Below are 14,396 nucleotides of genomic sequence, written 5' to 3'. Positions count from 1 at the left end.
CTCCTCATGGTTGGGTGTTTGAAAAATATGATTAATGTTGTAAGCCATTATGAATAAAAGGAAAATCAGCGCCCATGTAACAAAGGCGGAATCTGTTGTAGGATGATTCGGACAGCCACACCTGAATAAATTCAGACAGATAAAATATAGGCACAAAAAAGCCTGAGTCACCCCAGGCTGTTTAATACCAACTCGCACATCACATATTGTCTATCAATGTGTCTATCCCCTGCTGTTGCTTGACATGATTGCGTGGCGCGCTACCCGGGGCCTGATGCTGCTGATGGCCCGGAAACTGTGGGTTTTTATGCACCCGGCTGGCTTCATCTGTTGCAGGATGTTGCTCCAGGCTCAGTTGGTCTTTATTTTGCTGTGCCGGACTGGCGTGGGTGGGTGCCAGGCCTGGTACCGCTTGTACCTGGCTATCACGTGGTCTTTCCTGGGGATCAAGTTTGGACACCTCCAGGGGAACCTCTCGCAAATCCCCTTCATCCAGTGGTGCGGGCTTGTTGAGTGTATTCGCCATACATTTCTCCTTAAATGGTGTGCTAGCCATTAATGATTTCCCCACCATTCGGGTGTATCACCTGCCCAGTCATATATGACGATGCCTGGCTGGCCAGAAACACATATGCAGGGGCAATTTCGCTTGGTTGTGCGGGGCGTTTCAGCGGCACCTGGTGACCAAACTCGCTGACTTTTTGCTCATCAAAACTGGCAGGAATCAGCGGCGTCCATACTGGCCCCGGCGCCACTGCATTGACGTAAATATCCTTATGCACCAGCTGTCGCGACAACGAACGTGTAAATGACACGACCGCGCCTTTGGTGGCCGAATAATCCAGCAACTCGGGGCTACCCCGGTAAGCCGTCACCGACGCCGTATTGATAATATGGCTTTTTTTCGGCAAATGCGGCAAGGCTGCCTTCACCATATAAAACATAGAGAAAATATTGGTGCGGAAAGTATGCTCGAGCTGGCGCTGGCTGATTTCCACAATGCTGGTTTGCGGAAATTGCTGGGCAGCATTATTGATGACAATATCCAGCTTGCCAAATTGTTGCAGCGTATCATGCACAGCCTGCTCGCAGACCCCCTCATCTGACACATCGCCCGCAATCAGCAGGCAGTGGCCACCATACAACTCCACCAAGTGCTTGGTCTTTGCCGCATCCTCGTGCTCATCCAGGTAGATAATGGCAATGTCGGCACCTTCAGCAGCAAAATGAACCGCCACGGCACGGCCAATCCCGCTATCCCCGCCAGTAATAATGGCGACCTTGCCCTTGAGCTTATCGCTGCCGGCATACGCCTCTTCAATATATTGGGGCTGTGGATGCATATCCGCTTCCAGGCCTGGTTGCACATATTGATGCTGCGGCGGATTAATTCTGTCTTCAACAACTTCCATTGCGTTCTCCTTGGTCGTAGCCAAATGTGGCACTGGCGACTTTAATTTTTCAAATGATTATCAGGGGCCGGAGCCACAGGTTCCCGTGGATCCTGTCGCGGCTGCTGACTGTTCTGTCGCCGCTTATCCTGGTTGGGCAAGCCTTCGGCAGGCACCTCTGGCGGCACAATCACACCCCGCTCATGCGGCATTTTTGGCGGCACATTCACACTGTCAGAGTCGTTATTGCAGGAAGGCTTATTTGAAATAGCAGCGTCTTCGCAAGGCGGCACCGTATTATCGACGGGAGGCGCAGACCATGCGCTCGTTGACCACAGGCCAACACATAATGAGACAGGCAATAACTTCAGGAATAATGTTTTTTGCATACCGTCTTCTCCTTAGAAATATGAGAGAAATACCACTGCATGATGCATTGTAGGACGGTAAAAACAGGGTTGCCGTCAGCAGAAAACTGATTCGGCTGTAGGACTTGTTGTGCATGGAAAATCAGCGTGGCTAAATGCTCTTCCCATCTGTCAGATGGCTCTGACAGCACTATCAGCCCCTGCCCGATAGTTGATCACGGTCTTCATTTCTACACTTCATGCAAAGAACAGTGAGTTGTCGGATGACGCATGAGTGTCAGGGAAACCTATACACCTGTGCGTCTGCATCCATTAAAAATTGAATGAGTTGAGTAGGAGTACACCATGAGCAGTTATCCCGTAAATGCTTTGTTAATGCCATTATCACTGGACCAGTCCTGGTCATGGGATACCTCTGGTCAACAAACGGAAAGTAGCGATAGCACGCAGGCCCGTTATATTCTGAACCGTTTATTTCAGGACTATCCAACTGCCTTTGCCGTACGATTATGGAATGGCAGCATGCTAACAATAGGTGAAGGTGCACCGGCGTTTACTTTTTGCCTGGAGCAAGCCTCAGTATTGCGCGACATGGTGTGGTTTAGCGACCCCAGGCGCCTGGCCGAAGCCTACTGCGCGGGAGAAGTGCAAATCCAGGGCGACTTTCATGCGGCAATGCAATTACGCGAGCATTTTGAATCGCTATCGCTGCCACTGCATGAAAAACTAGGCCTGCTGTTCCGGGCGCTCACCCTGGCAAATAATCCACATGAGCAGCCTGAACAACGCACTGCAAACTCCCCTCAAGTGTCGACTTCCACCCCAACACTCCCTTCAATTGCACTCAGTTACGACGCGCCTGACGATTTTTATCAGTGCTGGCTGGATGAGCATATGCTGCATTCATGTGCCTACTTTGCGGGCAGCACCGAAGACCTCACGCAAGCACAGCAAAAGCAACTTGACCTGATCTGCCTCAAATTACATTTGCAGCATGGCGATTCGTTATTGGATATTGCCTGCGGCTGGGGTGGGCTCGCATGCTGGGCAGCCAAACATTACGGCGTCTTCGTCCATGGCATCACCCAAAACCCGGCGCAATATGCTTATGCCGTGAAGCAGGTACAAAGACAGGGCCTGGGCCACCTGGTCACCATAGAGTTGCGCGACTACCGCGACCTGCCAGAACTCGGCCAATATGACAAAGCCGCCTGCATAGGCATCGCCGAACATGCAGGCGCACATCAATTACCCCATGATTTGAAAAAAGTGCACGGCTTACTCAAGGCTGGCGGCCTGTTTTTGAGCCATGGCATTACCACGGAGAATCCGGCCTGGCAGCAACAGGCCTCTAACGAAGTCATCAACCGCCACCTTTATCCACAAGGCACATTAGCCACCTTCCCTGAACTGTTGCAGCACATGGATGCCGCCAAATTTGATGTATTTAACGTCGAAGGCTTGCGTCGGCACTACGTCATGACCTTGCAGCGATGGCTGGCACGCCTTGAAGCACAACACGCAGCGGTCTCGGCAATGGTAGGCGAACGTACCTACCGTCTATGGCGACTGTATATGACCGCCAGCGTCATCCAGTTTGAACAAGGCGTGACAGGTATGCATCAGATTCTCGCCACCCGCAGATAAAAAAGACCCATGAGGAGCGACCGATGCAACAGACCCTGCCCCACCCTCCCCAAATGATACTGGCTGCCTCAGTGTGCATGCTGGCGTTGAGTGGTTGCTCACAACCGGCAAAATTACCGGAGTCGGCAGGATTTGGGCCTGATCCTGATTTATCCTCATACCAGGCCGCCTGGTTCCCGACCATCCACGTGGCCAAGGCGGTCGGCTGGCCTGAGGGCAAAAAGCCCAGTTCGCCGCCTGGGACCAATGTGACCGCCTTTGCCAGTGACTTGCATCATCCGCGCTGGCTGTATGAATTACCGAATGGCGACATTCTGGTGGCAGAAACCAACCATCATCAAAAGAATGAAGAGTTCAGCCTCAAAAACTGGATTGCCAGCAAGTTCATGAAAGATGGTGGCGCATCAGCAGAAAGCCTGAACCAGATTACCCTGCTGCGTGACAACGATGGCGACGGCATCGCCGATGAGCGGCATGTGTTTCTTAAGGACCTGCATTCGCCGTTTGGCATGGCACTCATTGGCGATACTTTTTATGTGGCAAATGCAGATGCGCTGGTCAAGTTCCCCTACCAAACCGGACAGACCGTCATTACGGCAACCCCGACCACCGTCACCAGCCTCCCCGCGGAGCGTAACCATCACTGGACCAAGAATATCCTGCCCAAACAAGATGGCAGCAAAATTTATGTCACCGTTGGTTCAAACAGTAATGTCGGTGAAAACGGGATGGAGATTGAAAAAGAACGTGCCGCGATCTGGGAGGTCGACCCTGGCTCTGGCCAGCACAGCATTTATGCCTCCGGGTTGCGTAACCCCAACGGTATGGCCTGGGAGCCTGACAGTGGCGACTTGTGGGTGGTGGTCAATGAGCGAGATGAACTCGGCAGCGACCTGGTACCGGACTATATGACGTCAGTCTCACAAAACGCATTTTATGGCTGGCCTTACAGCTATTTTGGCCAGCACGTGGATGACCGCATCCAGCCACAAAACCCTGAACTGGTTTCCAAGGCCGTGAAGCCAGACTATGCACTGGGTTCGCACACAGCCTCTTTGGGACTGGCACCCGCCCGAGGCAACCAACTGCCAGAACAATTTAAAAACGGTATGTTTGTTGGCCAGCATGGCTCCTGGAACCGGCGTCCCTATAGCGGTTACAAAGTGATTTTTGTGCCGTTTGAGCAAGGTAAACCAGCGGGACAGCCAATTGATGTCTTAACCGAATTCTTGGATGCTGATGGCCAAGCGCAAGGGCGCCCGGTTGGCGTGTTAGTGGATAAACAGGGGCATTTGCTGGTTGCTGATGACGTCGGCAATGTCATCTGGAATGTAAAAGGCAATGGTAAAACTGTGAAGCGCGATATTGATTCACCAGCCAGCAGGCCATCCCAGCGGAGTGAAGTAGAGGTTGCAGAAAACTAAGTTGACGTCTGCAAGCAGCCCGGCAAAGCTGCACTATATCCAGGATGATGTGCCTGGCTTTAGCCGGCAACAGAGGCGTGGAAAGTTCAGGTATCTGGACGAACAAGGGCAATGCCTGCAATGTGAACAGCAGTTGGCACGCATTGCGGCGCTCAGCATTCCGCCCGCCTGGCAGGACGTATGGATATGTCCGCATGCGCAGGGCCATTTGCAGGCCACCGGCCGCGATCATAAAGGCCGCAAGCAATATCTTTATCATGCCGGATGGCGCACATTGCGCGAGACAAGGAAATACGCGCATATGATTGCTTTCGGCCAGCAACTACCCGTGATCCGCCAACAGGTGGATCACGATTTGAACACCGCAAGGCTGGGCAAGCCAAAAGTGCTGGCTATGATGATCTGGTTGCTGGAAAACACACTGATCCGCATTGGCAATGATGAATATGCAAAAAACAACCGGTCGTTCGGGCTCACGACCTTGCGTCATCGACATGTTGCCATTGAGGCGGCTCAGATACAGTTTCACTTTCGTGGCAAAAGCGGCGTGATACATGATGTGAGTTTGCATGATCGCCGACTGGCCCGCATGCTGCGGCACCTGCGTGAGTTACCTGGTCAGTCCTTGTTTCAATATCAAGATGACCAAGGCCAGCGGCATGCAATCGGTTCTGCGGATGTAAACGAATATTTGCGGCAGATCACCGGCGATGATGTGACGGCAAAGGATTTCCGCACATGGTTTGGTAGTTTGCATACTCTGCTGGCATTGAGCGCACTCCCGCCCTTTAGTCATGAAGCAGAGGCGCAAAGAAACATCGTGGCCGCAATCAAGTTTGCGGCTGAAAAATTAGGCAATACGCCTGCGATCTGCCGGCGCAGCTATGTCCACCCCAAGATTATCGACTGCTATTTGTCCGGTCATATACACATCGCAGACACTGGAAATACCGGATCAGGCTTAAGTACAGCCGAACAACATATGCTGGAATTATTGGAACGGAGATGAGCTGAAGGCAAATTTTTTGCCCTGTATATATTCACTGATTTTTTAATTGATTCGAGACAATATCGCCATGAAAAACATATTATTAGTCTACGGTCATGCGCTCAGCCATTGTGCCTTGCGAGAGTTGGTTAAGGCTGACCGGGACCTGCATTTGGCAGATGAAGTAGGCAGCGCCCCTGAGGCCATTGAGAAAATCCGCCAGCGTGTTTTTGACGTAGTGGTTTTAGATGTGTCTGCGCCAGAAACCAACGGCCTGGAAATATTCTGCGACCTCAAGCAAGCCTTCCCGGACCTGCCTATTCTCATTATCAATGGCAGTGAACGGGTTAACCGCCTGGTGCATTTTGTCCGATTGGGTTGTGCGGGCTACCTGTCTTACACCACAGACAGCACGCAAGTAATTCCGGCGATCAAAACCATCGCACGCGGGCAACGTTATGTCTTGCCTCAACACCAGCAAATGGCCGCCAACAGTGAGTCCATGTTACATGAGCGGTTGTCACTGCGTGAACTGCAAGTGTTTTTCAAGTTGATCAAAGGCCAGGCTGTGAATGCGATCGCAGTCGAGCTGGATATTGCACCCGGCTCTGTCAGTGTGTTCCGTGCCAAGATCCTCAAAAAAATGCATGTGCAGAATAATGCAGCGCTGATTTACTACGCCCTGAAATACCACTTGACCCCCGTGGCGGGGGCAACCAGCAAATCAGCCAGGGAAGTAGCCTGATTACAGCAAGCCTATAGCTTCTTCACGGCAAACTGCAATTGCTCGATGGCTTCCCATGAAATCAGCGAACCAATCAGGATCACCGCAAACCCCAACCCGGCGGTACACACAATCGCCATGCTGAGTGTGACCAGCGCCCCGCGTTCGCGGATGCCAAAAATATAACGGACACCCCGATACACCAGTAATACCGACGCCAATACCGCGACGCCATGCACAACGACGTTGAAGCTCAGGCTGGGCACAATGTAAAAAAGAGACGTCAGCCACATCGGTGTTGTCGCAATCGTCATGATGAGCAGGGAGTCACGAAAGCCAGGCTTGATATTGACCATCTCGGCCAGGTTCTGCGTAATCCAGGCCATCACCAGCAACACCCCAAGCTGCAGGAATAACAACTCTGCGCTCACCATCAACAGGCGGTTACCGGGCAAATTATCAAAGAACAACTTAGGATAGTTGTGATACAGCCGCAAATACATCATCACGCAGGGAATCAACGATAAGGGCAAGACATAGAACAGCATGAGTTGAGACACACTGGGCTTAGCAGCGGTCAGCAATTTTGCCTCACTCTGCTTGGGTGACACGTAATTAAACAGATGGATGGGGTTCATCAGAGGCTCCTTGAAATGAATAGAGGGATGCCTGCTATTAAAAAACAGACCATCACCCTACGCCACAAGGCCTACACTGATTTGGCTGTAGGAAGATGTAATGCCATTAGGTCCACTATGGATAAAGTAATTCCTACAGATATTTGCGGATTCATCCGATGCAGCCAGCAGGCAGCCATGGGCATACTAAAGTTTCTGAATGCATTTACCTCTATACATTTACCCGAATTTGGAGACGTATCATGGCAGACAATGACGATGTGATTTCTATATTGAATGATTTGATCGAAGTATCGAAAGATGGCGAAGAAGGGTTTCGTTCTTCAGCAGAGCACGTAGATGAGCCACAACTCAAGACATTCTTTCTTCGCCGCTCACATGAGGTCGCAACCAGCGTACAAGAGTTGCAGGACCTGGTGCGCTCTTTAGGTGGCGAACCCGCTTCATCCACCAGTCTCGGTGGTGCCTTGCACAGACGCTGGATTGCCATTAAAACCGCTTTGACCAGTAACGATACCGTGGCAGTACTCAATGAAACCGAGCGTGGCGAAGATGTTGCCTTGGCCGCTTATCGCAAGGCGGCTGAAAAAGACTTACCAACACATATACGCTTTGTGGTGGTACGGCAGCTTGAAGGTGCCAAACGGAACCATGACCAGGTGAAACAGCTGCGCGATGCCGCACGTGCAGAAGCCGCTGCACATTAGTCACCTCGGCACCACTGAACGGCTTTATTAGCCACCCACGAAGCCTCGTCTGACTAACGGGGCTTCGTTTACGCGTTTTGATCACTCATATCACGTACTTGAATAATTTAGAGGAGATCCAGGTGAGCCATAGTTCTGAAAAATGGGATCAGCTAACCAATGAATGGTCAGCATCCCTCAAAAAAGCAAAAATCCGGCAGGCGATCATTGACGACAAGATGCACTCCTTTTTGAGAGGCAATGGCTGCCTGCCAACCGCAGAGGAACTCAAAGTTGTGGAAGCGTTATGGGATCAGCATGTTGCGGCCAGAAACCGGACAAACCTGTTTATTCAGGCAGTGCTGGAAAACTATATCACCACGGAGGCGACGCGATAGCCGCACCGTCATCGACTAGTCGGCTTCCCAGTCCTCGGTGACCTGTGCCAGCGTACGGTTGATTTTCACAATACCGCCTTCTGTAGAGATGACCCAGCTCACAGGGATGTAGTGGTGCACACCGGCTTCATCTTTTTTAAGTTTAATGACATCGTCACTTTCGAGGTGGTCTACGACGGCAAAGTGTTCTGCCTGCGCGGTGGTAACGGGCATATCCGCTTTAATTTCTTTGGCATCAATCATGGAGGTTCCTTATCCCGCAAGCGCGGCAAACAATAAAATTTCAGTCTGCCGCGTTGTCATACCCCCGGCTAGCGCACGCTGGCTGAGTTTATTGTAGGAATCCTGAGGTCCTCTGCCATTAAGTGTGTCTTAAATGATCTGACAGCAAAGTCAGCGGTAAGCCTACGGCATTTTACGGTGAACTGCTTATGATGGAACTTGCACACAAGATGATAGAACTAGCGTGCAAATGACGCATAGAAAGGTATTCAATGGCAATATTTTACGTGAGCGTATGGCAAGGAATTCCACAGCAAAGCGACCTGATCTGGGAGGCCAATGTGCTGGCGCAAAACATAGAAGAAGGTTACAGGATAGGCAAAACCCGCTTTGCCGTTGAACACCCGGACAAGGATCTGCAGAATTACACGATGGTGGCCACGGGTGACAGTGTTGAAAAATCGATTAGCGTCTAACGGTTGCAAACATCACGCCAAGCACTGAATACAAGCGCCAGAAACAACAAACCCGACCTAGTGTCGGGTTTGTTGATATGCAAGTTAACGCTTGAATTACTTGTTCATGACGTACATTGTCACTTCAAAGCCAAAACGCATTTCAGTAGCAGCTGGTTTAGTCCACATGATAGTCTCCTTGGTTAAGTTGTTGCATCTCGTTAGATACAACTATACGCAGGCAATCAACGAAATGCTTGCGCAGCATCCGTAAAAGCACCTCATGATTTTACTTAGTGGCTGCTTCACTGGCAGTGTCCCGGCTTAGCACTACATTGAGCCACAGCCAGCCCACCAGACCGGAAAGCAGCGACCCGGTGAGTATCGCCATTTTGGAAAGATTGATCGCATCAGCCATCTCACTGAACGCCAGGTTGGTAATAAAAATCGACATGGTAAAGCCGATGCCACCCAGCATGCCGGCGCCAATCACATGTGCCAAGCGCAAAGGCGCATGCAGTTTGCAAATCCCTGTCACCACTGCGGCCAACACGGCCAGCGTGATGCCCAGCGGTTTACCCAGCAGCAAACCGAGAATAATGCCCAGGCTATTATTGTGAGAAAAAACGGTGTCCAGGCTGTTTGCAGCGATGTGCACGCCCGTGTTGGCAAAGGCGAACACGGGCAGAATCACAAATGCCACCGGCAGGTGTAAAGCATGTTCTAATTGATGCGAAGGCGAATGGTCATTCTCCGGCTGGTGGTTGAAGGGGATAGCAAACGCCAAGGCGATGCCCGCCAGCGTGGCATGCACGCCGGACTGTAACGTCAGCCACCACATGCATGCACCGCCCAACAGATAGGGAAGCATGCCGAGCACGCGCCAGCGGTTAAGCGCGAACAGTAGCGCCAGGATAGCCAAAGCCCCAAGCAGATGCGGCCACGAAATAGACGCGGTATAAAACACGGCGATCATGATGGCCGCGCCCAGGTCATCAATGACGGCGAAGGCCACCAGAAACACCTTGAGTGGGGCAGGCACGCGTTTGCCCAATAGCGACAATACCCCCAGGGCAAACGCAATATCCGTCGCCATCGGGATGCCGACGCCTGCCTGGTATGCAGTCCCCTGGTTGAATTGCCAGAAAATCAGGGCGGGTACTATCATGCCACCCATTGCGGCGATGGTCGGCAACAAGGCATTATTCACGCTGGATAATTCGCCCACATACAACTCGCGCTTCAGCTCCAGGCCGATCAGCAAAAAGAAGATCGCCATCAGGCCATCATTGACCCACTCTTCGAGGCTAAGACCAAGCACATGGTGATGCCAGAAATGATGATAGTGCTCAGCCAACACGCTATTGGCAATCACGAGCGCCAGGATAGTCACCAGCAACAGCAGGATGCTACTGGCTTGCTCTGAGGCCAAGAAGCGTTGGAAAGTAACGGTTAAAGGACGCATATGGATAAGGGGTATGAGTTACTCAATTAATTATTCACCAATGGCAAAGCCGATGCCAAACATGGTTTGTGCCTGATTATAATCCAGTAACGAAACACCGTAGCCGCTAGCCAGCATGGCATAAAAACGCACGCTTTCACTTTTGAGTGGTTTGTACTGCACATCGAACTTCACATAGCCCCTGTTATCGCTGCGCATATTATTGCGTACAGTCACGCTGGCGGCGGTGGTATTGGCTTCGTTATCCCAGCGCAAAATCGCATCGCCATAGCCCATATATTTGCTGATATCCGGGTTATCGTTATCCGACTTGCTTTCCGGGATGCGCCACCATGGCCGCACCAGCAGACTATAGCGCTCATTGAGCTGCCAGCCACCTTGCACATAGAGGCGGTTCCAGCTACGAGACAGCGGTTGCGAGCGACCATTAGACTCATGTACCAGGCCGACATTGAGCATATCCGGCATGGCATTGAGCCAGCTGTTTTCTTCTGCAGGCTTGTTTAAGCCTAACGATAAAATCAACTCGGGCGAGTAATTGTGGTCACGCATGGGACGCGATTGCTGTTCGTTATACACTTGCCAGTAAGACTGCTGGGTATAAGCGCCCCACAGCCGCGCACTTTGCACCCACTGGTTTTTAGGCAGCCAGTCTGACAGGTTCATCAACTGCGTTTTCAGGCTGATCTGGAAATGCAGGTCATTGTGGCCCAGGCCCCGGTCTTGCGTATTGGGCCGCGAAGGCGAAGTCGGGATATCGTTAGGATTATTGGAGTAAGCAGTCACCAGGTAATTAAGTTGATGCGTTTCGAGGTCGGTAAAATGCAATTCTTCCTGACGGTTTAAATGCCACTTGCGTGACAAATAGCCTGTCTCAGCCCCAACACTCTTTACCAACGCTTGCTGGCTAGGTGCCAAGATTGGCGGCACTACACGTGTGGGCGTATATTGCTCGGCGACTTTATCAAAACAAACCAGGCGGCGGCTGGCATCTTCGGCAAACTCGGTTTGGCAGGTACGCAAGGCATCTTGCATCTCCTGCATGCCAGCGGCCTGCACATGGCTGCTTAACGGAATGACAAAAAGAATGAAGCTGCGCAACACAATATTGCGCAGTGTGTGAAGCATGCACATACGGATTCCCTTCTGAAGCACCTGATCAAGGCGCTGGATTCATCATGGTCAGATGCTGTTGCTCAATCGCGTTTAATACGTCATCACTCAGGTGCACCTGATAGGCTGCAATATTCTCTTGCAACTGGGCCATGCTGGTCGCACCAATAATAGTCGTGCCTACAAACCAGCGGTGATAAACAAAACCCAGCGCCAGTTGGGTAGGTGTCAGCCCGTGTGCACGCGCCAACTCGGTATAGGCTTTGGCCGCCGCAGGCACACCCGGCTTTTTATAACGTTGGGCATAACCCAAAAACAAGGTCACACGGCCAGGGGTAGCGGGGTCGTCGACATATTTGCCGGTCAAATGCCCAAACGCCAGCGGCGAATACGCTGCCAGGCTAATACGCTCGCGGTACAGCACCTCAGCCATGCCGAACTCCATGCCACGGTTCATCAGGTTATAGCAGTTTTGCAATACAGCAATGCGCGGCAAGCCTTGCTCACGGGCAATGCGCAAAAACTCCATGACACCCCATGGCTGTTCATTACTCACGCCAATGGCGCGTACCTTGCCTTCCTGAATCAACTCATCCAACACTTCGAGCTGGGTTTGAATCGGCACCCAGTTGATGGGCTGGCCGCTGGCATCGCGTTCGGCGCGCGGGTCAAACTGGTATTGGCCAAACATCGGTACATTGCGCTCAGGCCAATGCAGATAGAGCACATCCAGGTAGTCGGTTTGCAAACGCGTCAGGCTGTCGTGCACCGCCTGGCGGATATTCGCCCTGTCCATGCCGCTAGGGCCGCCGCGTATCCACTGCATGCCACGTCTGGGGCCCGCCACTTTGCTGGCCAGCACAAAATGGTCGCGCGCCTGCTTTTTAATCCAGTGGCCAAGCATGGTTTCGGTCTGCGTCACGGTTTCTGCGCGTGGCGGCACCGGATACATCTCAGCCGTATCGATAAAGTTAATGCCTTGCGAGAGGGCAAAGTCCAGCTGGTTGTCGGCGTCTTGCTGGGTGTTCTGGTCACCAAAGGTCATAGTGCCCAGCGTGATTTTGGAGACGCGAATGCCGCTGTCCCCGAGGGTGGTGTAATCCATTAATGTAATACCTGTTTTTCTGTGGGTACCTGCATTACGATGCTGGAAACCGCTTCTGGTTCCTTCTCCTGATGCACGGCCAATGTCCAGCCTGCGTCCTGGCTGGCAACCATCAACATCCGGCTGATAGCCAGTACCAGTTGGTGATTTAAACTCATATTGACGTTCATGCCGTTGGCGCAGACCAACTGCATATGATTCAACTGGTCGTTAATCGACACAAAGCGTGTGTCGATAACTAACAATTCCTGCTCACTCACCGCCGATGAGCGTTGCTGGTAAGCCGTGGCAAAATCCAGGTCGTCCAGCTGATGCACAGCGTCAGCCTCTTCTGCAAACTGGCGCGTAGCCTCGGCGGGTGATTGCGCAGCAGGCAACGGGGCAGCACTCCCCAGTGCCAGTGCTGACACCGGCAAATGTGCTTCACGGTTAAGCACTTTAAACATCTGTCGCGCGACACGGTAAGTCAGCCACACGCGAATCTCCTGCGACTGGCTGACAGCCGCTTTCATCAACAAGCGGTCTTGTTGCTGGTCATAAGCGAGATTGATCTGTTGTATCGATTGTTGTTGCATAAGTGGATGAATAAACAAGCGTTCCTGACTAGCATACCGCAGTTGTCACGCTGCTACCTAACACTATCCTCTGCCTGATATTTAAAGCATGATAAAGATACACTCCGATACAAAACCGCCACCATCCACAAGGATACATTTGCGTATGCTTTTGTCTGAGAAAGTAAGAAGCACGCAATGGAGGCAATATGATCAAATTAAAATCAATCGGGTTAAGCGGCCTGGTGGCAATATTATTACTGGCCAGCAACATCGCTCAAGCCCACCCACCCGGCCACGGTGGCTGGCATGGCAGAGGCGGCGTTGGTTTTTATTTTGGCGCCCCTTACCCCTATTTTCCATATGCATATTCACCTTACGCCTATCCTTACCCCTATGTTTACAGTCCGCCACCCGTGATTGTGACGCAGCCAGCACAACCACAGGTCTATATCGAACAAGGCAGCGGTGCGACGAGCTCAACTGCGCCTGCCAATCCTTCCCCGGCACAAACCACGCCACCATCGGCCAGCGCGGGCAACAATGGCCAGGGCTACTGGTATTACTGCGAGCAATCTGACAGCTATTATCCTTATGTCAAAGAGTGTCCGGCGGGCTGGAAACAGGTTACCCCGACACCACCCAGCAAATAGGCCCAGGCATATGAAAACCACACCTCTGCTGATCATGGTTGCGGCACTGGGCTTGTCCGCCTGCGCCACCAACCCGACTGGCCCCAGCAACATGGCTTTACCGGGCACAGGCAAAGATTTCAATGTATTCCGGGCCGATGACTTATCCTGCCGTGACTTTGCCCTGACACAAATTGGTGGCAAAACGGTGAACCAGCAATATAACGCCAGCCTGGCCACCACCACTGCCGTGGGCACCGTCGTCGGTGCCGCGATAGGTGCAGCGGCTGGCGGTGGTCAAGGTGCGGCCATAGGCGCTGGCATGGGCGCATTGTCAGGCGGCGCGATTGGCAGCAATACGGCCGCCGTGAGCGGCATGAACGCGCAGGACAAATACGACAACGCCTACCTGCAATGCATGTATGCCGCCGGTCACCGTATCCCGGTTCCAGCCAGCATGGCAAGAACCTACTCGCAGGGCACTAACGCTGCCCCGGTGACCACGGGCTCAGGCTATTACCCGCCACCTCCACCACCCAACCGACCACGCTAGGCGAATAAAAACAGGCAGCCACAAGCTGCCTGT

At 52.3% G+C, this 14,396-nt stretch carries 19 protein-coding genes; 9 read left to right on the top strand and 10 right to left on the bottom strand.

The annotated features are described in order from the left end of the window. Window positions 1–199 precede the first annotated feature (199 nt). The 3 genes from ACIDE9_RS06735 to ACIDE9_RS06725 are packed head-to-tail and all read right to left on the bottom strand — an operon-like array spanning window position 200 to window position 1,780. Complete coding sequence (locus tag ACIDE9_RS06735; protein WP_411993695.1) at window positions 200–526, bottom strand: hypothetical protein; 327 nt, start codon at window positions 524–526, stop codon at window positions 200–202. 22 nt (window positions 527–548) lie between these two features. Beyond that, window positions 549–1,412, bottom strand: a complete 864-nt coding sequence (locus ACIDE9_RS06730; protein ID WP_411993694.1) for an SDR family oxidoreductase — start codon at window positions 1,410–1,412, stop codon at window positions 549–551. A 41-nt stretch (window positions 1,413–1,453) separates the two neighbouring features. After that, entirely contained in the window at window positions 1,454–1,780 is a 327-nt protein-coding gene (locus ACIDE9_RS06725) for a hypothetical protein (RefSeq protein WP_411993692.1), read from the bottom strand. Between the two features lie 324 nt (window positions 1,781–2,104). On the opposite strand from ACIDE9_RS06725, the gene ACIDE9_RS06720 reads away from it, so the two are divergent. The 4 genes from ACIDE9_RS06720 to ACIDE9_RS06705 all read left to right on the top strand — a co-directional run bounded on the left by ACIDE9_RS06720 (window position 2,105) and on the right by ACIDE9_RS06705 (window position 6,563). Then, window positions 2,105–3,406 (top strand): class I SAM-dependent methyltransferase, encoded by a 1,302-nt coding sequence (locus ACIDE9_RS06720; RefSeq protein WP_411993690.1) that lies wholly within the window; start codon window positions 2,105–2,107, stop codon window positions 3,404–3,406. A 23-nt stretch (window positions 3,407–3,429) separates the two neighbouring features. Next, entirely contained in the window at window positions 3,430–4,830 is a 1,401-nt protein-coding gene (locus tag ACIDE9_RS06715; RefSeq protein WP_411993688.1) for a PQQ-dependent sugar dehydrogenase, read from the top strand. Window position 4,831: 1 nt separating this feature from the next. Next, entirely contained in the window at window positions 4,832–5,839 is a 1,008-nt protein-coding gene (locus tag ACIDE9_RS06710; protein WP_411993687.1) for a DNA topoisomerase IB, read from the top strand. A 67-nt stretch (window positions 5,840–5,906) separates the two neighbouring features. After that, window positions 5,907–6,563, top strand: a complete 657-nt coding sequence (locus tag ACIDE9_RS06705) for a LuxR C-terminal-related transcriptional regulator (RefSeq protein ID WP_411993685.1) — start codon at window positions 5,907–5,909, stop codon at window positions 6,561–6,563. Between the two features lie 11 nt (window positions 6,564–6,574). Here the strand turns inward: ACIDE9_RS06705 and ACIDE9_RS06700 are convergent, their stop codons facing one another. Continuing rightward, complete coding sequence (locus ACIDE9_RS06700; protein ID WP_411993684.1) at window positions 6,575–7,180, bottom strand: YIP1 family protein; 606 nt, start codon at window positions 7,178–7,180, stop codon at window positions 6,575–6,577. A gap of 242 nt (window positions 7,181–7,422) precedes the next feature. Here ACIDE9_RS06700 and ACIDE9_RS06695 point away from each other — a divergent pair, with 242 nt between their 5' ends. Beyond that, window positions 7,423–7,887, top strand: coding sequence for a PA2169 family four-helix-bundle protein (locus tag ACIDE9_RS06695; protein WP_411993682.1), 465 nt, complete (start codon window positions 7,423–7,425; stop codon window positions 7,885–7,887). A 122-nt stretch (window positions 7,888–8,009) separates the two neighbouring features. Continuing rightward, window positions 8,010–8,264, top strand: a complete 255-nt coding sequence (locus ACIDE9_RS06690) for a hypothetical protein (protein ID WP_411993680.1) — start codon at window positions 8,010–8,012, stop codon at window positions 8,262–8,264. A 15-nt stretch (window positions 8,265–8,279) separates the two neighbouring features. Here the strand turns inward: ACIDE9_RS06690 and ACIDE9_RS06685 are convergent, their stop codons facing one another. Further along, window positions 8,280–8,507 (bottom strand): DUF2171 domain-containing protein, encoded by a 228-nt coding sequence (locus tag ACIDE9_RS06685; protein ID WP_411993678.1) that lies wholly within the window; start codon window positions 8,505–8,507, stop codon window positions 8,280–8,282. 251 nt (window positions 8,508–8,758) lie between these two features. Here ACIDE9_RS06685 and ACIDE9_RS06680 point away from each other — a divergent pair, with 251 nt between their 5' ends. Then, the gene (locus ACIDE9_RS06680) at window positions 8,759–8,962 is read left to right on the top strand and encodes a hypothetical protein (protein ID WP_411993676.1); all 204 of its coding nucleotides are present in this window, start codon (window positions 8,759–8,761) and stop codon (window positions 8,960–8,962) included. Between the two features lie 96 nt (window positions 8,963–9,058). On the opposite strand, the gene pqqA is transcribed toward ACIDE9_RS06680, so the two are convergent. From pqqA to ACIDE9_RS06655, 5 genes are all read right to left on the bottom strand, one after another. Beyond that, window positions 9,059–9,130 (bottom strand): pyrroloquinoline quinone precursor peptide PqqA, encoded by a 72-nt coding sequence (gene pqqA / locus ACIDE9_RS06675; RefSeq protein WP_081624291.1) that lies wholly within the window; start codon window positions 9,128–9,130, stop codon window positions 9,059–9,061. A 100-nt stretch (window positions 9,131–9,230) separates the two neighbouring features. Continuing rightward, the gene (gene nhaA, locus ACIDE9_RS06670) at window positions 9,231–10,406 is read right to left on the bottom strand and encodes a Na+/H+ antiporter NhaA (RefSeq protein ID WP_411993673.1); all 1,176 of its coding nucleotides are present in this window, start codon (window positions 10,404–10,406) and stop codon (window positions 9,231–9,233) included. 30 nt (window positions 10,407–10,436) lie between these two features. Next, complete coding sequence (locus ACIDE9_RS06665; protein ID WP_411993671.1) at window positions 10,437–11,534, bottom strand: phospholipase A; 1,098 nt, start codon at window positions 11,532–11,534, stop codon at window positions 10,437–10,439. A gap of 31 nt (window positions 11,535–11,565) precedes the next feature. Continuing rightward, on the bottom strand, window positions 11,566–12,624 hold the full coding sequence (locus ACIDE9_RS06660; protein ID WP_411993669.1) for an aldo/keto reductase: 1,059 nt from the start codon (window positions 12,622–12,624) through the stop codon (window positions 11,566–11,568). Next, window positions 12,624–13,199, bottom strand: a complete 576-nt coding sequence (locus ACIDE9_RS06655) for a hypothetical protein (protein WP_411993667.1) — start codon at window positions 13,197–13,199, stop codon at window positions 12,624–12,626. Before ACIDE9_RS06655 ends, ACIDE9_RS06660 begins: the two co-directional genes overlap by 1 nt. Before the next feature lie 188 nt (window positions 13,200–13,387). Here ACIDE9_RS06655 and ACIDE9_RS06650 point away from each other — a divergent pair, with 188 nt between their 5' ends. Continuing rightward, window positions 13,388–13,831: a hypothetical protein gene (locus ACIDE9_RS06650; protein ID WP_411993665.1), complete on the top strand. Its 444-nt coding sequence runs from the start codon at window positions 13,388–13,390 to the stop codon at window positions 13,829–13,831. Between the two features lie 10 nt (window positions 13,832–13,841). After that, entirely contained in the window at window positions 13,842–14,363 is a 522-nt protein-coding gene (locus ACIDE9_RS06645) for a YMGG-like glycine zipper-containing protein (protein ID WP_411993663.1), read from the top strand. The last annotated feature ends 33 nt before the right edge of the window (window positions 14,364–14,396 follow it).

Origin of the sequence: Methylophilus sp. 'Pure River' (genome assembly GCF_046765995.1) — a bacterium.
Lineage (GTDB): Bacteria > Pseudomonadota > Gammaproteobacteria > Burkholderiales > Methylophilaceae > Methylophilus.
This window is presented reverse-complemented; position numbering and strand designations above follow the sequence as displayed.